Source organism: Pseudoalteromonas sp. SG43-6, assembly GCF_014164365.1.
GTDB lineage: Bacteria > Pseudomonadota > Gammaproteobacteria > Enterobacterales > Alteromonadaceae > Pseudoalteromonas > Pseudoalteromonas rhizosphaerae.
The window spans coordinates 1-20,411 of sequence record NZ_JACJEZ010000068.1 but is presented as its reverse complement, the minus strand read 5'-3'; the positions used below and the strand labels follow the sequence as shown (position 1 = coordinate 20,411).

Sequence of the window (20,411 nt, the reverse complement as noted above, 5' to 3'; positions counted from 1 at the left end):
AAGCTGTAAGCTGTAAGCTGTAAGCTGTAAGCTGTAAGCAAGAATGTTCCTAATTTATATTAAGCAATGCAACATCTTTTTTATTTAAGTGATTTATTCACCACAGCGATTAAGAGACGCTGTGCTTTAAAGAAGTAATTGTAAAAATAGGTGCTAGGAAGTGGCTAGGGTGTATTCGAGGGCCGTGGCGCTTTTCTCATTTACTCTCATTCTACTCTTTGTGCAGAAAGGTTTTTGATTGTGGGCATTACTTGTAGGCGAGTGGCTTGCCACCGCGAAAATAATCTCATTGTCGCGAGATAAAATCGCTGCTACCAATGCGTAGGCGCGGGTTTACCCCGCGAATAGATTCAAGTTCTTTCAGTGATTAATTCACCACTGAGAACACAGAGAAGAAATAAGTGATTTTTTACTTTGGTTTCTCTGTATAGCGCGCAGCGTCTCCTGCCCTCGGTGGTAAAATAAGTTTGTTTGTGTAAATGTATAAACAGTCGCGAGATAAATTCGCTGCTACCAATACGTAGGCGCGGGGTTACCCCGCGCAATAGATTCAAGTTCTGTCAGTGATTAATTCACCACCGAGAACACAGAGAAAAAATAAGTGATTTTTTACTTTGGTTTCTCTGTGTAGCGCGCAGCGCCTTTGTGCCCTCTATGGTAAAATAGATTTGTCGGTGTAAATGTATAAACAGTCGCGAGGTAAACTCGCTGCTACCAATGCGTAGGTGCGGGTTTACCCCGCGCAATAGATTCAAGTTCTGTCAGTGATTAATTCACCACCGAGAACACAGAGAAAAAATAAGTGATTTTTTACTTTGGTTTCTCTGTGTAGCGCGCAGCGCCTTTGTGCCCTCGGTGGTAAAATAGGTTTATCGGTGTAAATGTATAAACAGTCGCGAGGTAAACTCGCAGCTAACAATGCGTAGGCGCGGGTTTACCCTACGCAATAGATTCAAGTTCTGTCAGTGATTAATTCACCACCGAGAACACAGAGAAAAAATAAGTGATTTTTTACTTTGGTTTCTCTGTGTAGCGCGCAGCGTCTTTGTGCCCTCGGTGGTAAAATAAGTTTATCGGTGTAAATGTATAAACAGTCACGAGATAAACTCGCTGCTACCAATACGTAGGCGCGGGTTTACCCCGCGCAATTAGATTAAAGTTCTGTCAGTGATTAATTCACCACCGAGAACACAGAGAAGAAATCAAAGATTTTTTACTTTGGTTTCTCTGTATAGCGCGCAGCACCTTTGTGCCCTCGGTGGTAAAATAAGTTTATCAGTGTAAATGTATAAACAGTCACGAGATAAACTCGCTGCTACATACACGTAAGTGCGAGCTTTTAGTAGTTTTTAGATTTTAGGTTTTAGGTTTTAGCGAATGCAAAATTTCTTTCTCGATATAATCACTGTTATGCAAAACCAATTATGGTTTTACTTACTCACTGTTGGCTTAGTGAGCCTGTGTATTGGCAGTTTTTTGAATGTAGTTATTTACCGGTTGCCGATAATGATGCAGCGTGAATGGCAAACAGAATGCCGTGTTTTACTGGCTGACGATTTAAAACCCACAAAAGCTGATAATACAGAAGCTGAGTTTAATCTGATCAAGCCTAACTCTACTTGCCCAAAATGCAAAACGGCCATTAAGCCTTGGCAAAACATTCCTGTTATTAGCTGGTTATTGTTAAAAGGTCGCTGCGCTAGTTGCAGTAACCCAATTTCAGTACGTTACCCAATTGTTGAAATGCTTACTGCGGTTTTAAGCTTAATAGTGGCCTACACCTTGGGCGCGACTGAGCAGGCACTACTGTATATTTTAATTACTTGGGTGCTCGTCGCCCTTACCTTTATTGACATTGATCATATGCTACTGCCTGACCAACTCACCTTACCTTTAGTCTGGTTAGCATTAATTGCTGCGGTAATGGGCATCACTATCTCCCCAACAGATGCCATTATTGGTACAGCATGTGGTTACTTAAGCCTCTGGAGCGTATTTTGGCTATTTAAACTGCTCACCGGTAAAGAAGGCATGGGCTATGGTGATTTTAAATTACTGGCGGTATTTGGCGCATTGCTTGGCTGGCAATCATTACTCACCATTGTTTTATTATCGAGTGTAGTGGGCGCTATTATTGGTATCGCGTTATTGAGTATTCAAGGCAAAGATAAAGCCACGCCAATTCCATTTGGGCCTTATTTAGCCATTGCAGGTTGGGTTACTTTGTTATGGGGCACACAAATCCAAGTATTTTATTTTAATTTGTTAGGTTATTAATATGAATGCATCCACTCATAAACCGATGAAAAATTGGGTGCTGGGCTTAACCGGCGGTATTGGTTGCGGAAAAAGCGCCGTTAGTGCCATGTTTGAAAAACTCGCTATTACCGTGGTTGATGCTGATATTATTGCACGCCACGTAGTCAAACCGCATAGCCCTGGTTTAGCTGCTATTAGTGAGTATTTTGGTGCCCAAGTGCTAAACCCCGACGGCAGTTTAAACCGGGCGCAATTACGTGAGATTATTTTTGCTGATACAGCGCAAAAAACTTGGCTTAATAATTTACTGCATCCACTGATCCGTGAAAAAACTCTTACTGATTTACACTCTGCAAACAGCGCATATGTGGTACTCGTCGCACCACTGTTATTTGAAAATGGTCTTGAGCAATATTGTGATCGCACTTTAGTGATTGACGTTCCTGTAGAAATACAACTCAAGCGTACTATCGCCCGCGATAACACCTCTGAGCAGCAAGCACGCAGTATTATCGCCGCACAAATGTCACGCGAGGATAAACGCCACCGAGCTGACGATGTGATTGATAACAACCGCCCATTGCATTTAGTTGAGCAGGATATAATGCAACTTCATCAAAACTACTTACAACTAACGGCTAAAGTTAACTAATAAAGATGATAACGGTTGTGATAAACAAAAACTTTTTAGCTTTTTGTTGTCAAATTACCTTAAATCGACAAGACTGATGTTATACCATTCTTTTTTCTGATAAATTGCTGGCTATGAAAGGATCTAACCAAGGTGCGCAATGAATATTAATTCACCATTACTTAGAAAGTTTATTACGCTTGGCCGTATTGACGCAGAAACAGTCAAACTCAAACAACGTGAGTATGGCTCAACTGCAGAGTTGATCGCAAAATGCAGCGGTATTGATGGTCATGAACTTGCCGAGCAATGCATCGACTTATTCCGAGTGCCTTATTTTGATATACGTGAGTTTGACGTCGAGCTGATCCCCAAAGAGCTTGTTAAAGAAAAACTGATCAAAGATCATCATATTCTGCCTTTAATTAAAAAAGGCCGTAAACTCTACATTGCCGCGTCGGATCCGACTGATTATGGTGCTTTTGAAAACTTTGAATTCAGTACAGGGCTTGCCTGTGAGGTGGTCGTTGTTGATTATCGCCAGCTTGAAGCCAAAATAGAGCAATTGCTTGATGCCTCTGGTAGTTTGCATTTAAGCGATGAAGAATTTAAAGAATTTAGTGAGTTAGATACCGAAAGCCCTCGCGAAATACAAAACAACGGCGAAGACGAAAAAGACGATGCCCCAATTATCGTCTACATCAATAAAATTTTGATGGATGCAATTAAAAAAGGCGCCTCGGATTTACACTTTGAACCTTACGAACATAAATACCGCGTGCGTTTTCGTATCGATGGCATTTTACATGAAATGGCCAGCCCGCCGAACAGCTTAGCTACGCGTTTATCAGCGCGGATAAAAGTAATGGCACGCTTAGATATTGCCGAAAAACGTAAACCACAAGATGGCCGTATCAAACTTAAAATCACCGAACGTAAAAGTATCGATTTCCGGGTAAGTACGCTGCCGACTTTGTGGGGCGAAAAAATAGTAATGCGTATCCTTGATTCATCCAGTGCCATGCTTGGCATTGATGTACTGGGTTACGAACCTGAGCAGAAAAAGCTCTATATGGATGCGCTGCAACAACCGCAAGGCATGATTTTAGTTACCGGCCCTACCGGCTCGGGTAAAACAGTATCGCTTTACACTGGTTTGAATATTCTTAACCAACCAGAGCGTAATATTAGCACTGCAGAAGATCCGGTTGAAATTAACCTTGAAGGTATCAACCAAGTACAAATTAACCCGCGCGCAGAGATGACCTTTGCTAATGCGCTAAAAGCGTTTTTACGTCAAGATCCTGATGTGGTGATGGTCGGTGAGATCCGAGATCTTGAAACCGCTGAAATTTCTATTAAAGCGGCGCAAACTGGTCACTTGGTATTATCGACCTTACATACTAACTCTGCACCTGAAACCCTAACCCGTTTACTTAATATGGGTGTACCTGCTTATAACGTTGCCAGCTCGATTAGCTTAATTATCGCACAGCGCTTAGCTCGACGTTTATGCCCTAAATGTAAAGCACCTGAAAGCTTGCCGGACGAAGAGTTACAACGCCAAGGTTTTAGCCCTGAACAAATAACTGAACTCACTTTATTTGCACCCAAAGGCTGCGATAGCTGCACTGATGGCTACAAAGGTCGTGTCGGTATTTATGAAGTAATGCAGATTACTCCAGAAATAGCGCAAATCATTATGCGTGGCGGTAATTCACTAGAAATTGCTGAAGTATCGTTAAAGTCAGGCTTTAATAACTTGCGTTTATCAGGCCTCAGAAAAGCTGCCGCCGGTATGACTTCATTAGCCGAGATAAACCGAGTAACTAGTTTTTAAGATCCTAAAACCTAGGGTTCTAGGTTTTAGAGTTATAAATCGTAAACAATATGTATGAGAAGATGTTATGCCAACAGTTGTAAGCTGCCCAACGTGTAAAACCCAAGTCGAATGGTCAGAAAAAAGTCCGCACCGCCCTTTTTGTTCAAAACGCTGTCAGTTAATTGATTTAGGCGAATGGTCGTTTGAAAACAATAAAATCTCTGCACCAATAACCTCTGCAGATGATTTAAGCCAAGATATGATTGAAGATATTGAAGCTATGCTTGCTAAAAACGACGATGATTTTTTCAAGTAAGCCTGAAGTAATTGAAAAATAGGGGCTAGGTTTTAGGTAGTAGCTAGGTTCTAGTATTCGAAGCTCGCAGCCCGTGGCGAGGTAAACTCGCTGCTACCAATACGTAGGCGCGGGTTTACCCCGCGCAAACTCCAATTAACTACTTTGCTGTTAACCAAGCTTCCAAACCAAAAACACCAACGCAAAGCCAACTAAATAAATCAGTCCTAACCAGCTCAAGCTTTGTATTACTTTGGAATGCTGAATACTTGGCACTGAGCGAACTAAGCTGAAGTTCAGCCATGCAAAAATCGGCGTGGTCAAAAATGCTAGCGTCATAGCAAAAGTAAGCATAGGGCCAAGGGCTGATTTAAAGAATAAGATCACCGCCATCCCCGCCAAAGACTGTACTATCAACCAGATATTTAAGCTGTGCTTACTTTGTTTAAAACCTAATAATTTGTGTGATTCGTTTAATGTGCGGGCGTAGCCATCAAGCACGGTTAAAGTTGTGCCAAACATACACAAAAACGCGATAATTGAAACTAATGGTCGTGCCCATTCACCTATGGTCAGGGCATACATATCAATAAGCTGTTTAGCAAATGCCACGCCGCCGAGCTCTATATTCGCGCTTTGCCCGTATTGCACTAGCACACCGAGTGAAAAGAATACTAATGCCAGCCCTGCGGTTAACCAATAACCTAAATTAAAATCAAACAACCCCTGAGCCTTAGTCACGCTTTGCTGGCTTTGCTTTTCTTTAAGCCACAATGAGCTTAATGCTGAGATTTCAATCGGTGCAGGCATCCAACCCATCAATGCCACCATAAAACCCAGCATAGCAAGTTCATAGGGAGATGGGCCAACGTAATCAGCAGGTGCCATTGGGCCGTTACTAAATGCAATAGATAGGGCAATGACTGTTGCTAGTGTAAGTAGCCCCATAATAGCCTTGGCGACGTTATCGAGTGCTTTAAAGTGCCCGAGTAATAAAATGACTAAGCAAACGGCGAGGATCAACCAACACAGTAAAGTCACTGAAATAGCAATAGGTAAAGCGTAGTGTAATAAACTGGCCGTTAATAGCAGCACACCAGCAGTATTGACCACCGCAGCAATAATATTTAAGCCAATAAAACTATAAAAAAACCATGGGCCTTTACTTTGATAGCCTTCAACTAAGCTTTTTTTTGTGGCTAGCGTGTACTCGATACCAAAGCGGAAAAATGGATACTTAAGCACGTTAACAACGAGGATTAACCAAAATAGCTGCCAGCCAAAAATAGCCCCTGCTTGCGTTGATGCCACTAAATGTGAGCCACCAATTGCAGCGGTCGCCATTAAAATACCGGGACCTAGTGCGTTTAAACGAGTTTGCCAAATTGATACTGCTGACTGCATCTGTGTACTTATTACTTATGGTTAATAATAAGCAAGTTACAGCGTTTTAATTAAGAAATAAAGAGTAAAGCGGAGGTTTAGAGGACTAGTCCTTTAGATGTAAATCGCTAGATCCTAGTTGCCTAAGATCTAGCGTCTTTATTATTTAACGTAGGTCCATTTCTTGAATAATTTCATGAGCAATTTCAGGTGTAGTGCTCACCGGTTTTTCATGTAAATTGGCTTTAATTTGGCCTTTACGATGCTTTAGTGCTGCATCGAGTTTTTTAGCCGCGTTTGCAATAGCTGGATAAAGAACTTCGTTCTCACCTTTAACGGATAAACGCGCGCCTTCGTATATGGTACTGATTTCTGCTTGGAGCTTATGATGCTCTTTTGAAAGAATGATATCTAGTGCGATCAGAGATGGAAAATGACTCGCAATTTTTGAAAATTTTTCGTTGATGTGCTCTCTAATAGAGTCAGTAACGTCAACATGGTGACCAGAAAGATTAATTTTCATAGGGTATCCTTTTTTATGTTACCTCATAACTAGTATTGGGGGCTATTTAGATTAACACAAGGCAGAAAAGCATAAATATGAAATTTATTTGTTATTACAGCTGATGTAGATCAATTTAGTCACATTAAATATGCAAAAGCCCGCGCATGGCGGGCTTTCAGCGTGTCACTTGATTTGTATATTAAGTATACGAACAACAGTAATCAGCAAAGTCAGTCACTTTTACTTGAAAGGTAACGTTAGCATCAACGTTAAAAGACTCCCCTGCTGACATCGTTTGCCATTTCGTCTCACCAGGGAGTAATACATCCCACTGGCCGCCGTTTAATTCCATCAATTCTTTTTTGCTCGTAGCAAATTCAAACTCACCCGGTTGCATAAAACCTAACGTTTTAGTGCTGCCATCAGCAAAAACCACGGTACGACTTGATACTTTACCGTCAAAATATACGTTCGCTGTTTTAACAACACTTACATTATCAAACTGAGACATCCTCACTCCTGTTCTTTGATTTATAATTTAACTGCGACCACATTGCCTTAAGGACGCATAGCATGCAAGTGTAGTGATGTGAAAAATACTCATGGGCTTCGGGCTTCGGGCTTCGGGCTTCGGGCTAACAGTGTAGGTCGTGCTTTAGCGCGTCAAGTCGCTTACGCTTAACTATTCTAAAACTGACAGCTGAAAGCTTATGACTGACGGCTCAAATTCCCTTCGTTGGGTTTCGCTGCGCTCTACCCAACCTACCGGCCAAACACAAAAAGCCCGCGCTGTGTAACCACAGTGCGGGCTTTTAAATTTCAATCGTAAAAATTAAAACAATTCGTTAGCTTTGTTTACGATGTTTTCTACCGTGAAGCCAAAGTGCTCAAACAGCTCATTTGCAGGGGCTGACTCACCAAAGGTGGTCATACCTACTACAGCGCCGTTTAAACCTACATATTTATACCAGTAGTCAGCAATACCTGCTTCTACGGCTACGCGGCGTGAAACTGCAGCTGGTAGTACACTTTCTTTATAAGCAGCGTCTTGTGCATCAAATACATCGGTCGATGGCATAGAGACAACACGTACTTTTTTACCTTGCTTACGCAGTTGCGCGGCTGAATCTTGTGCTAATTGCACCTCAGAACCAGTTGCGATTAAGATAAGCTCAGGCTCGCCATCACAGCTCAGCACATAACCACCTTTTTTCACGTCGCTTAATTGCTGCGCAGAGCGAGTTTGTTGCTCAAGGCCTTGGCGAGTAAAGATAAGTGATGTTGGACCATCTTGGCGTTCAATCGCTTGTTGCCATGCAATCGCAGACTCAACTTGGTCACACGGGCGCCAGTTAACTAAGTTTGGCGTTAAACGCATGCTAGCAATTTGCTCTACTGGTTGGTGAGTTGGACCATCTTCACCTAAACCGATTGAATCGTGTGTGTATACAAAAATGCTTGGCACTTTCATAAGTGCAGCCATACGAACAGCATTACGTGCATATTCCATAAACATTAGGAAAGTTGCGCCGTAAGGAATAAAGCCTTTATGCAATGCAATACCATTCATAATCGCCGACATACCAAACTCACGTACACCGTAATAGATGTAGTTACCGCTGGCATCATCGCGTGTTAAGCCTTTAGAGCCTTTCCAAATAGTCAGGTTAGAACCGGCTAAATCAGCTGATCCGCCCATAAATTCAGGCAGTAATGGACCAAATGCATTCAGTGCGTCTTGCGATGCCTTACGTGATGCTGGGTTTGCTGGATTTGCGTCTAGTTGCTCAATATATGCTTGTGATTTTTCAGCCCAATCTGCTGGCAACTCACTACTAGTACGGCGTTTAAATTCAGCGGCTAGTTCTGGGTGTGCAGCGGCGTACGCGGCAAATTTTTCATCCCAGTTAGCTTCAAGTTGTTTACCCTTTTCTTTGCCATCCCATTGTGCATAAATATCAGCTGGGATTTCAAATGCTTCACCAGTCCAACCAAGGAACTCGCGTGCTGCTTTGATTTCGTCTTCACCTAGTGGTGCGCCGTGACAATCATGGCTACCTGATTTATTTGGTGAACCATAACCGATAACTGTTTTACAACAAATTAGTGTTGGCTTGTCGGTGATGCTGCGTGCTTCTTCGATGGCTGCGCGGATAGCGTCAGAGTCATGGCCATCAACGTCACTTACTACATGCCAACCGTAGGCTTTAAAGCGTGCAGGTGTATCATCGCTAAACCAACCTTCAACTTCACCATCAATTGAAATACCGTTGTCATCCCAAAACGCAACAAGCTTACCTAGGCCTAATGTGCCGGCAAGTGAACATGCTTCATGAGAAATACCTTCCATTAAGCAACCATCGCCTAAGAAAGTATATGTGTGGTGATCAACAATATCGTGACCTTCACGGTTAAATTGCGCTGCTAATGCTTTTTCAGCAATCGCCATACCTACCGCGTTAGTGATCCCTTGACCAAGTGGGCCCGTAGTAGTCTCAATACCTGGAGCATACCCGTATTCTGGGTGGCCTGGTGTTTTTGAATGCATTTGACGGAAGTTTTTAATTTCCTCAATTGGTAAATCATAACCACTTAAATGCAATAGAGAATAAATAAGCATTGAACCGTGGCCATTGGAAAGTATAAATCGATCTCTATCTACCCACTCTGGATTTGTTGGATTGTGGTTTAGATAATCGCGCCATAGTACTTCTGCGATATCAGCCATGCCCATAGGGGCTCCAGGGTGGCCAGATTTGGCCTTTTGTACTGCGTCCATTGATAAGACGCGAATAGCATTTGCAAGTTCTTTGCGAGACGGCATGGATTCTCCTACCTTTACTGTATTTGCGCTGGTTATTGTGTGTATTCATTTGAAGATCCATTCTTACTTATTGTAGGGGCTGTATGCAATTAAAAACCTGATTAAATTGGGCATTATGAATTTTTTTTAAGAACAAAAAGTTATTAGTAATTTTATTTAGACGTCTAGGCGTAAAAACACTATGCAACTATCGTTGTTTTAGATAAAATACGCCCCTAAATTTTTTAGCGCTCTTACCGACGTTTGTGAAGCGCAATATTTGTGAGCAAAGACAATGGCAAAACATTTATTTACTTCTGAATCTGTTTCTGAAGGTCATCCGGATAAAATCGCGGACCAAATCTCTGACGCGGTACTAGATGCCATCTTAGAACAAGATTCTCATGCCCGTGTTGCGTGTGAAACTTACGTAAAGACTGGTATGGTTATGGTTGGTGGTGAAATCACTACTAGCGCATGGGTTGATATCGAAGAAATCACACGTAAAACTGTACGTGAAATTGGCTACACTCATTCTGATATGGGTTTTGATGCCGACTCGTGTGCAATTTTAAACACGATTGGTAAGCAGTCTCCTGACATCAACCAAGGTGTTGACCGTACTAGCCCAGAAGAACAAGGCGCTGGCGACCAAGGCCTAATGTTTGGTTACGCATGTAATGAAACTGAAGTATTAATGCCTGCACCAATCACTTACTCACACCGTTTAGTACAGCGTCAAGCGCAAGTACGTAAAAGCGGCGAGCTAAACTGGTTACGTCCTGATGCAAAATCACAAGTTACTTTTGCATATGAAAACGGCAAGCCAGTAGGTATTGACGCTGTGGTACTTTCTACTCAACACAGTGAAGACATTTCACAAAAAGATTTAGTAGAAGCTGTGATGGAAACAATTATCAAGCCGGTACTGCCTGCTGAGCTTATCACTAGTGCAACTAAGTTTTTCATTAACCCGACTGGCCGTTTTGTAATCGGTGGCCCAATGGGTGACTGTGGTCTTACTGGTCGTAAAATTATCGTTGATACCTATGGCGGCATGGCTCGTCACGGTGGCGGTGCATTCTCAGGTAAAGATCCATCAAAAGTTGACCGTTCAGCTGCGTACGCTGCACGTTACGTTGCTAAAAACATCGTTGCTGCGGGCCTTGCTGACAAATGTGAGCTACAAGTTTCTTACGCAATCGGTGTTGCAGAGCCAACGTCAATCAGTGTTGAAACATTTGGTACCAGCAAGCTTGAAGAATCACGTTTAATTGAATTGATTCGTGAACACTTTGACTTACGTCCATATGGCTTAATTAAAATGCTTGATCTTGAGCGCCCTATTTATCTACCAACTGCAGCTTACGGGCATTTTGGTCGTGATGAATTCCCTTGGGAACGCACAGATAAAGCAGACGCACTTCGCGCAGCAGCTGGTCTTTAATATTAGCCATTGTGTGAATACAAAAAAGCGCCAATTGGCGCTTTTTTTATGCCTGCTGATTATGTTGTTGTAAATGCGTAGGTTATTGTCGCGAGGTAAACTCGCTGCTGCCAGACGTAGGCGCGAGTTTACCCCGCAAAATTAAAACTAGGTTCTAGGAAGTGGCTAGGAGTTAGGGCGTGTTCGAAGCCAGTGGTATTTCCCCCCTTATTCACTACTCTTGGTGCAAACCTATTCTTTAATAATTTCACCACAGAGTTCATAGAGGAAAACCTGTAAGTAATTAACTTTACTTTTGTCTTCTCGGTGTAGCGCACAGCGCCTCCTACCCTCGGAGGTAAATAGGCTTGTCGCCATAAATGGCGACCTACAGGAGCGCGGTGGATATTACTTGTAGGCGAGTGGCTTGCCACCGCGAAGGATAAAGTGTTTATCGCGAGATAAACTCGCTGCTACCAGACGTAGGCGCGGGTTTACCCCGCGCAATTAAAGCTCGGTTCTAGAAAGTGACTTGGGTGTATTCGAAGCTTGTCGCTCAAAGCCTGTAACGTTTTGCCTAACTTCCTAACCTATCAATGTAATTATCTTTTCATACCCAGCCACAGCCCATACAATAAATAACACTATCAGTGCTAATGTCACAGCCGCTGAAGCAATATCTTTCGCTCGCCCTGATAACACATGATATTCAACACCGACTCGATCTGTTAATGCTTCAATTGCTGAATTTAGCAACTCAACAATCAACAATAACAAAAAGCTGATTATAAGTATCACCCAGTGCTGTAATGATTGCGCTAGCCAAAATGATAATGGCAATAATACAAGCCCTAGCGCAAGCTCATTACGAAAGGCCGACTCTTCCTTAAATGCGGCTTTAAAACCTTTAATTGAGCATTTAGTTGCTTTTAAAATACGCCCAATTCCTATGCCGTTGGGTTTGTTTACTAAGTTAATTTCTGGTTTAGTCATTTTATGATCTTTAGCGTGTAAGTGTTGCTTATCGGGTGATGGGTAAAACCATTACCTTAATCCATGCCTTGAGTTAATAACTGCCAAGCTGTCGCCATATACTGGGTATATGCTTGCTCTGTCTGTGCATCAATTTCAACAAATTGCGATGGTGTTGTCGGTAAAAGCTGAGTTTTATCCCGCTCATTAACCCTATAATACTCATAAAGCGCCGATAAATCACCACGCCAGAGCTGTTCATTGTGACGTATTGTTTGAAAACCAAATACCCTCCTATCTGGCGCTGCATTAAATAATGATTGTCCCATGCTATAAAACTGAGTATTTGCTGGCGCAATTAAATCTAATAATGTTGGAGCGATATCCATATGGCTTGCCACTTGTTGCGCAGGCACTAAATCTGCACTAACACCTTTGCCATAAATCACTATCGGCACATGAGTTAACTCATATAAATTTGGGCGCTGATGAAAGTTACGGCGACTATAATGATCCCCGGTAATGACAAATAATGCATCTGGATAACGTTGCTCCATCTTAGCCACAAACTCACCCAGCATTTTATCTGCATACCATAAGTGCCCTAATACATAAGGATCTAATAACTCCCCAGCTAATTTATTTATCTCAGCTGGATAATCTGCAACCGACTTATAAGGGTAGTTATATTTATCTAAATCGAGATTAAACGGGCCATGATAACTACCTGAGAGGATCACATTAAAACTTTTTTTCGTTGTTTTTTCTGCTACCAAATCAAATAGCTGACCATCATCAATGCCCCAGACACCGGCGCTACCTTTACCACCAGCATCGATAGCTGAATAGACCTTATCAACACCTTGGGATAGAACGTACTCACCGACATTTTGCCACGATAATAAACCACCATAAAAAAACTGGCTGGTGTACCCTAACTGCTCGAATTGATTAAATAACGATAGCTTGCTACTTGGGTTTTGTGGCCCAATCAAACTCATATTAACCCCTGCATAAGGGATCCCAGATACAATACTGGATAGCGAATTCATGGTACTGCTAGCTGCAGGTAAAACGTTATCTAGGTAAATACCTTTACTAGCTAGGTTTTTTAACTGATTAGTTAAATTAAGTGCAGCATACTTTTGTTGTAACGGCCAAGAATCATAACTTTCCATAACAATTACAAATACCTGTGACGGTGCAGCTAACAAAGGCGCTGTCGTATGTTTACTCAGCGCATTTAAAGGTAAGGCATCAAGCCCTGAGTTATGGCTTAAATATGGATTTTCACCGTTTACGCCATGGCTTTGTAGATCGTTGTAATCTTTAATGGCATAAAAAAAGCTGCGAAATGGATTGATCACCAAATTATTAATAAATGGGTCCGGCGTTACCGCAGACCACTTTCGTGATGCCGGACGAGACTCAAAAGAACCACGAATAGCACAGATAAATAACACCACAATGATGCTAATTAACAACGTACGCTTCCATTTACAGTCAGTAAAAATGCGCTGTAAAAAGCTATTCGACTGCTTATCAACGCGCTCGCATAACTTAAATGCAACCACCAACAGTGCTAATAACCCCAGAAAACTACCCCATGGCCGATATTGTTCAATCACGGTTAAAGCAATTGCTTGCTGATCATCGTGCAACCCTTCAAACATAAAGTAATTGAATTGGCTACCGTACTCTGCAATATACGTAATACTGGTTATACAGAGTAAAATAGCGACTACAAAAAAAAGCTTACCCGTAAAGTTACGCACCATTCTTACCCAATGACCTAAGCGCATCGGCTGTAAAATACAATTTAATAAAAAAGGAATGCTAAAACACACACCACTGGCAGCTGAGTCAAAAGCAAACCCTGTTTCTAAGGTGTTTAAAATAACGTTAAGATCAATTGGTGTGGTGATCCGGTCATGAAAGTAGACTAAAAAGAAAACCCGAAAGCTCATAAACAATAGAACACCCGCTAGCCATAATGTAGCGATGCGCCAACTTTCGTTAACAAATGAAAACCAACGGCTTGATCCTGCAACTGATGATGCAAACACTTTACGGTCCTTAAAGTAGTATGTTCCCAGCGCGGGAGTATTACCGATTTAAGTTACAGCAACAATATTTTTTTTGTAATTATTTGTAATAAAAGTTCAATTAAACAAAGTAGTAACAAGGAGTTGACTAGCTATCCAGATTATACCAATTGTTAGAATTAACACGCTATTGTTTATTGATGTGACTACAATTACCAACTTGGCTTACTTGCTGATTGGTTTGATAGGTTTTATTGATTAGGCGTAATTTAAGAGCAAGCAAGGTATGCATTGCACTTTCTAATCCCACTTTATTGCTTAGCCAATGCGGAATTGCACCACCAGGATTAGCGTATATTTCATATGTTATAGTTAACAATGATTGCCCTTCACTGCTATGTTGAGTTAATAACCAATGTGCTTTTAGATCAGTGATACGGATCACAGCTTGGCGCTTTGCAAGCTCCCCTGTTTTTGCTGTAATCGTTAACTTAGTCTGGGTGCCGTTCAGTTGTTGGTAGCATGAGTAACTAACCATATCGCGATCAGTGAGTGGCCACGGCGACTCAAACTCGGTATGTACAATAGTTTCTGAGGGACTTAATCGCTCCAACACTTTCACATGGGTAACATTATCAATCCATAACGGCGCGCTGTTAGTATCACTTAGCAATGTCATAAAGTCATTGGCCGTGACACCTTCAATAGTGATCTCAGCCTGCACTTCAAAAATACCATTATCATGTTTTTTGTAGTACACACTTGCACCATCATGCTGTTTCCAGAGTTGCCAATGCTGAACATCACTGAGCGCATCGGCACTAAAGAGCAGCATTAGTAATAATACCCGCCGTACCATGTGTATTCCCTATGTACTGGCTTAAACGCGATTACTGCCAGTAAGGTGATATTTTATATGAAGCTAAGCGGCTTTGTTCCATTGCGTCGACCAAGAATTCAGACTTTCTTTCAAGCCAGCTTTGAATTTTTGCCAGCTCTTCATCATCTTGTCCTGCACATAACTGCTTTAGATACTCAAGCGTGCTGAGCTCGTACATGCCGTGTGAAATATCTAACCATGGAATACGAAACTCACTGCGTTCATCTTTTTCAAATAACGAACCTAAACAGTTACCACTGAGTAAGCTGTTTTCTAAACGCATACGTAAATCCAAGTAATCCTTAACAGTCAGTGTTTTTTGTTCTGGCAGTAACTGATGAAGGTCTTGCCAATCTTTTTCAAATAATCGATTAGCAATCTCAGCGACTGGTTTTTCAGCTGCTTGAAACTGTACTTGCCCCCAACTTTTACGCCATTGCTTATCCACCAGCCAGGTGGTTAAAGACAATAATAAGCGGTTATAGCGAGCGCTATGAAACAACCGATTAATATCATCAATACTTGGCTGTAGCTCTTTTAAGTCATTAATAACTTGCGTTAACTCAGGTGCACTGTTGATTTTTTTATAGTATGCGTGGCGCTTAGATGTGTAGGTTTTTAGTTGAATCGCGTTTTCAACCCATGCTAATTCACTTAATAGCCATTTTAGCTCGGTGCGTAATAGCTCGGTGGTGTTTTTATCAACAATATCGTCAAATAACCAAAACGTATGACGGATTAAACTAATACCATCGGTCACTCGTTTCAGAGTCTTTAAACTCGGTTTATCGAAATAACACTGTTCATGTTTTTGTACAAAACGAATACCAAAGCCAATTGCGGCTATAAGTGCTTGCTCTTGTGTTGCATATTTAGGTAACGATACAAAGCCAATTGATTTACTTGGCTTAAGTGGTTTTTCATCCGCAAGGCGATAACCACGAGCTGCTTTAGAATATAGCCCTAATCGAATATTACTTTGACTCACTAACTTATCTGCTAAAGCAAATAATTCATCGCGGCTGCCTTCAACCAGTTCAATTTCAAGCTCACAAATTGGCTCCATCAAACCCGATGCAGATACTTCACCTTTATCTAACACTACTTCAATTTTAGCGCCACTGTCGGTTTCAATAAGCCAAGTACGACGAATGAAGTTAGTACTAAAAATAGGATAAAGATTAGCGGCAATTGCACTTATTTGCATACCATGCGGCCAAATACTGGCATCAAATGCAGTTATATTTGGTCGGCTACTTTCCAGCGGTAAATTATATTCAGGTCGTTGATGCAACCCGCCCATAACTTCTCCAGCAAGCTTGATAGTTTGCTCACATTGATTATCAGCACAGCGGGTACGAAAACCGATATCGAGCGCTCTTAATTCACGGCTTGGCGTGTCAAAATAAGCATTTTGTAAACTACGCGAAGGTTTATTAGTAACCGTTTTTGCAAATTGAGTAATTAACGCGGGGATCAGTGGGATTACGGCGTCTGACACCAAAAACTTCAGTTCTATCTCAGTATCCATTAGGCTTGAGGATTACCTTTAAAATAAATAAGAGCTCAAAATAAACAAAGCTGCCCAACATTGCAAATTTTTTAGCTTATTTGAATCAGCAAACAGCAGCCATGATTACAATATCAGTCTTGCTATTAGCGCGCTAAATCCATACTATCTCAATACTTAACTATGAATAATACGATTGCTGTCCCACAGACGGTTACATTAACAGGGTAGATTGATGTTTAAACATTCTTTATTAGCTTTGCTATTCGCAGCGGCCGCATTTATGAGTCACGCAGAAGAAAGCAATTCAGCTAGCGATGCAAACACCGCTTATATAGTCGATAATCTTTATACATTTATGCACTCTGGCGCGAGTAAAAATTATCGCATTATTGGCTCTGTTGATGCTGGTACAAAGCTAACCCAGCTATCTGCTGAAGAAAATGGCTTTGTTAAAGTTATTGATGATAAAGAACGAGAAGGCTGGGTAGAAGCTAAATTTGTTTCTAAAACTCCAGGTATTCACCAACAATACCGCACACTCAGTGCTGAAATGGCATCAATGCAAGAGCAACTTCGTCAAGCACAGATTGAATTACCGCAGCTACAAGAGCAAAGCCAAACTTTAACTGACCAAAATAGTGCTCTATCAGAGCAGATTGCTAAATTAAAAAGTACCTTAGAAGCTGAACGCACTGAAAAACAACAAGCCGGTGCAAAAGAAAAACGTCAGCTACTAACTTATGGCGGAGCAATTGCCTTCATAGGTTTATTTTTAGGTATTATTTTGACTATCGTATTATCGCGCCGCAAACGTTACGACGGCTGGGCGTAAAACCTTATACCCCGTATAACAGTAATAACTTAGGTTTATCTAAATAAAAGCCGATGCATAATCGGCTTTTCATACTCAAAGAAACTCCCCCTATAATAATGTATATTTTTCAAACAACATAAAACTATGTTTTGTTCAATGTTTTCAGCATTATTCCCCATCTATATTAACCTATTTCATTTTTACCCGTTAAATATTTACTAGAATATTATTTCAGCTTTGTATAATGTAACAAAATACTTGTCCCTAAATGGTGCAGTGAGGGAACCTAATTTAGACGTATAAAAGGATTTAACGATGGCGCAACAACACACCGTCGCACAAGGCGAAACACTGCTACGCATAGCACGCCAATATGGTTATAAAACCTCAACAGCATTATATAACCATCCCAGTAATGCGGAGTTTAAAGCACTACGGCCCGATCCTAATTTAATTTTTCCGGGTGATATCATCAATATTCCACCTAAAAAAGAAAAGTTTATGCCGCTGCGCGCTAACAGTCTAAATACGTTTGTTGTACAAAACGAAAAAGAATATTTTCGCCTGCAAATAATTCATGAAGATGGTGATGACATTACCGGCAAACGTATTGTACTCAACATAGGTAGCCAAGCAATCGATACCGTTCTGCAAAGTGATGGGCTTATCGAAGTAGAACTTAATAATAACGACGCCCTTACTGGCAGCGTCGATTTATATTTAAAAGCAGGCGACACCACGCCAACTAAAAGCTTTGCGGTACAAGTAGGTAATCTAGATCCGATAGAAACACTTTCTGGTGTGCAAGGCCGGTGCAATATGTTGGGGTTTAATTGCGGCAAGGTTGATGGCGCTAATGGCACAAAAACCAAAGCGGGTGTGAGGGAATTTCAACAAGCGCAACAACTACAGGTAGACGGCATTGCAGGGCCGGTTACTAAAAGCCGTCTTGTTTATGTTTATGGAGCCTAAGTTATGAGCCAAGCAATGCCCATGGCAGTCAATAAAGTTAACACTCTGGTTATCAAAACAAATGTTGGTGCGTTACAAAAACATATAATAGTTAAAGTGATTGGTGATGTAGATATAAAAGCGCAGTTGTTTAGCCAAGGTAGTGCGGTTAACTTGGAGCAACAGGGCAATCAACAATACCACTTTAAAAACCTGTCACAACAAGCGCTTTACACCTTAAAAGTAATTATAGCGGGCGAAGCAGAATTAACCCTTATTAACGAACAAAGCTTTGCAGATTATTTCGATCCATTAAAGGTTCAGTCATTCAATATTGGTGAAAAAGGCGGGCCGCAATTACTCGAACATAAAATATTACCAAAAGGCCATATTGAAATAACCTTGCTCGCAGAGCCCCCTAGCTTTGGGGTGTTCTTTGATGGCACGGGGAATAACCGCCTTAACGACATACAAGATTCAACCGACGCGAATGAACCGACTAATGTGGTTAAGTTGTTTGAGTTATATCCCTTTCAAAAATATCAATCACGCTATTATGTTGAAGGTATTGGCACTAAAGCAAATGAAAGCGATTCAACCTTAGATATGGGTTTGGCGTTTAGTTTTGATGAGCGAATTAGAGAGACTCTAGTCACAACAGTTCAATTTTTCAAAGAATACTCAAAGATGAGCATTGGATTTCTGGACGTATTTGGTTTTAGCCGTGGCGCAGCGCAAGCGCGGGCATTTGTTAATCAAGTGAATGCGATTTATAAAAATAATCCACACTATTGGGGCGGTATTAAGCCCGTTATCCGCTTTGTTGGCTTATTTGACAGTGTTGCCTCTATTGGTGGTGATGGTGACAACAACCACAGTGAGTTTTATGCCAATAATGAACTTGATTACCCCGTTAACTTACATCTAGCAAGTAGTAGTGCGGGGTTTGTAATGCATTTGGCGGCATTTGATGAAAAGCGTGATAAATTTCCACTCAGCTCATTACGTACCCGTAATAAGCAGCTCCTTAAAAACCAGCAAGAGATTGAATTACCGGGTGTGCACTCAGATATTGGCGGCGGTTATGGCCCCGTAGAAACAACCATATTATACCCGTGGCAATATATTGCTGGGCAAGCCGGAGAGCCAGAGCACGATAAAGAATTAGCGCAGCTTAAAAAGTCACTTGAGCAAAAATATTATTGGCCAACAATTAATATTGAGTTTAAAGCAAGTAGGCCAAGGATGAACAGAAAGCCAAAGCGAATTCGTAATGAATCAGAGTATACGGTTTATACCGGCTATAAACCGTATTGGCGGCGCAATTTAAATAATACCTTACCCCATTATAGCCTAGCGCTAATGCATGAAACGGCGGTTAACCAAGGCGTGCCACTACAAAGCTTAACGGAACTTGCTAACCGCAAACAAGCTGACGGCCAAGCTATACCTTATATTTTACCTAACGAGCTTAAAGCACTGGTTGATAGCGCCCGTAGCTTTGGCCCACAAAGTGATGCCTGGCAGGCTTTATATAAAGATTACATCCACCACAGTGTTAAATATTCAGCAACGATTGATGCGATTGCTCATGGCCCTGAAGAAGACGCTGAATTCACCACTAAAAACCAACAACGTGAGCTTTTTTACAATCAGCCAGAACAAGCTGAAAAGAGTGAGCAATGGCAATTACAATTAATAAATGGATATAGATTATGGACAAAATCTTAAAGTTACTTCTTACTAGCTTGTTTGCTGTATTACTAGACGGCTGTGCAACAACAGGTGAAATCGACTATATGGTTGTATCGGGTTCAACAGATGAAGGCAATAATATATTTGTGACTTTAATTAAGTTTGATGACAAGTGGGATGTACCCGCAGGAACTATGTCTTGTTGTCGAGCCACAGCGGGAGCTATGGTTGGTGTTTACGATCAAAAATTCCCAGAAAAAGTAGCGGTTGAGTGGTTAGATAAGTCAGAGAACAGAATTTACTACGGTGAACTGGCAATAAATAAAAATGGTTATAAATTAGCTAAAAATTTACCTGCTTATGCATGGATAAGCACAGGAGAAGTAGAAGAAAATATCAGGCCTTATTTAATTGTTG

Annotated in this window: 17 protein-coding genes; 9 read left to right on the top strand and 8 right to left on the bottom strand. The window is 41.3% G+C overall.

Annotation, left to right across the window (positions count from 1 at the left end; all coding sequences use genetic code 11):
* The first annotated feature begins 1,377 nt into the window (after positions 1-1,377).
* The 4 genes from H5201_RS20440 to yacG all read left to right on the top strand — a co-directional run bounded on the left by H5201_RS20440 (position 1,378) and on the right by yacG (position 5,028).
* Positions 1,378-2,277: an A24 family peptidase gene (locus H5201_RS20440; protein ID WP_310736888.1), complete on the top strand. Its 900-nt coding sequence runs from the start codon at positions 1,378-1,380 to the stop codon at positions 2,275-2,277.
* A gap of 1 nt (position 2,278) precedes the next feature.
* Positions 2,279-2,911, top strand: coding sequence for a dephospho-CoA kinase (gene coaE, locus H5201_RS20435; RefSeq protein WP_149981347.1), 633 nt, complete (start codon positions 2,279-2,281; stop codon positions 2,909-2,911).
* Between the two features lie 139 nt (positions 2,912-3,050).
* Positions 3,051-4,730 (top strand): type IV-A pilus assembly ATPase PilB, encoded by a 1,680-nt coding sequence (gene pilB / locus H5201_RS20430; protein ID WP_182719520.1) that lies wholly within the window; start codon positions 3,051-3,053, stop codon positions 4,728-4,730.
* Positions 4,731-4,797: 67 nt separating this feature from the next.
* Positions 4,798-5,028 carry a DNA gyrase inhibitor YacG gene (gene yacG, locus H5201_RS20425; protein ID WP_149981349.1) on the top strand — a complete coding sequence of 77 codons (231 nt, stop codon included), beginning with the start codon at positions 4,798-4,800 and terminating at the stop codon, positions 5,026-5,028.
* A gap of 150 nt (positions 5,029-5,178) precedes the next feature.
* Here the strand turns inward: yacG and H5201_RS20420 are convergent, their stop codons facing one another.
* The 4 genes from H5201_RS20420 to tkt form a co-directional block, all read right to left on the bottom strand.
* Entirely contained in the window at positions 5,179-6,351 is a 1,173-nt protein-coding gene (locus H5201_RS20420) for an NRAMP family divalent metal transporter (protein ID WP_182785272.1), read from the bottom strand.
* 205 nt (positions 6,352-6,556) lie between these two features.
* Entirely contained in the window at positions 6,557-6,913 is a 357-nt protein-coding gene (hpf, locus tag H5201_RS20415; protein ID WP_145235189.1) for a ribosome hibernation-promoting factor, HPF/YfiA family, read from the bottom strand.
* Positions 6,914-7,094: 181 nt separating this feature from the next.
* Positions 7,095-7,406 (bottom strand): pyrimidine/purine nucleoside phosphorylase, encoded by a 312-nt coding sequence (locus H5201_RS20410; RefSeq protein WP_145235187.1) that lies wholly within the window; start codon positions 7,404-7,406, stop codon positions 7,095-7,097.
* Positions 7,407-7,727: 321 nt separating this feature from the next.
* Entirely contained in the window at positions 7,728-9,719 is a 1,992-nt protein-coding gene (gene tkt, locus H5201_RS20405) for a transketolase (RefSeq protein WP_182719522.1), read from the bottom strand.
* A 274-nt stretch (positions 9,720-9,993) separates the two neighbouring features.
* On the opposite strand from tkt, the gene metK reads away from it, so the two are divergent.
* The gene (gene metK, locus H5201_RS20400) at positions 9,994-11,145 is read left to right on the top strand and encodes a methionine adenosyltransferase (protein WP_149981353.1); all 1,152 of its coding nucleotides are present in this window, start codon (positions 9,994-9,996) and stop codon (positions 11,143-11,145) included.
* A gap of 564 nt (positions 11,146-11,709) precedes the next feature.
* Here metK and H5201_RS20395 read toward each other — a convergent pair.
* From H5201_RS20395 to H5201_RS20380, 4 genes are all read right to left on the bottom strand, one after another.
* A complete protein-coding gene (locus H5201_RS20395) occupies positions 11,710-12,117 on the bottom strand; it encodes a diacylglycerol kinase (protein ID WP_182719523.1) in 408 nt (135 codons plus the stop codon).
* Positions 12,118-12,173: 56 nt separating this feature from the next.
* Entirely contained in the window at positions 12,174-14,162 is a 1,989-nt protein-coding gene (locus H5201_RS20390; RefSeq protein WP_182768269.1) for an LTA synthase family protein, read from the bottom strand.
* Positions 14,163-14,328: 166 nt separating this feature from the next.
* Positions 14,329-15,000 (bottom strand): START domain-containing protein, encoded by a 672-nt coding sequence (locus H5201_RS20385; protein WP_182719525.1) that lies wholly within the window; start codon positions 14,998-15,000, stop codon positions 14,329-14,331.
* A gap of 31 nt (positions 15,001-15,031) precedes the next feature.
* A complete protein-coding gene (locus H5201_RS20380; protein WP_182719526.1) occupies positions 15,032-16,552 on the bottom strand; it encodes a CYTH and CHAD domain-containing protein in 1,521 nt (506 codons plus the stop codon).
* 214 nt (positions 16,553-16,766) lie between these two features.
* Between H5201_RS20380 and H5201_RS20375 the strand changes: the two genes are divergently transcribed.
* The 4 genes from H5201_RS20375 to H5201_RS20360 all read left to right on the top strand — a co-directional run.
* Positions 16,767-17,366, top strand: coding sequence for a TIGR04211 family SH3 domain-containing protein (locus H5201_RS20375; protein ID WP_149981356.1), 600 nt, complete (start codon positions 16,767-16,769; stop codon positions 17,364-17,366).
* A 297-nt stretch (positions 17,367-17,663) separates the two neighbouring features.
* Positions 17,664-18,320, top strand: a complete 657-nt coding sequence (locus H5201_RS20370; protein ID WP_182785271.1) for a peptidoglycan-binding protein — start codon at positions 17,664-17,666, stop codon at positions 18,318-18,320.
* Positions 18,321-18,323: 3 nt separating this feature from the next.
* The gene (locus H5201_RS20365) at positions 18,324-20,030 is read left to right on the top strand and encodes a DUF2235 domain-containing protein (protein WP_182785270.1); all 1,707 of its coding nucleotides are present in this window, start codon (positions 18,324-18,326) and stop codon (positions 20,028-20,030) included.
* Positions 20,015-20,411, top strand: a 397-nt coding sequence (locus H5201_RS20360; protein WP_182719529.1) for a DUF2931 domain-containing protein, incomplete at its 3' end; no start/stop codon positions are given. The genes H5201_RS20365 and H5201_RS20360, both read left to right, overlap by 16 nt.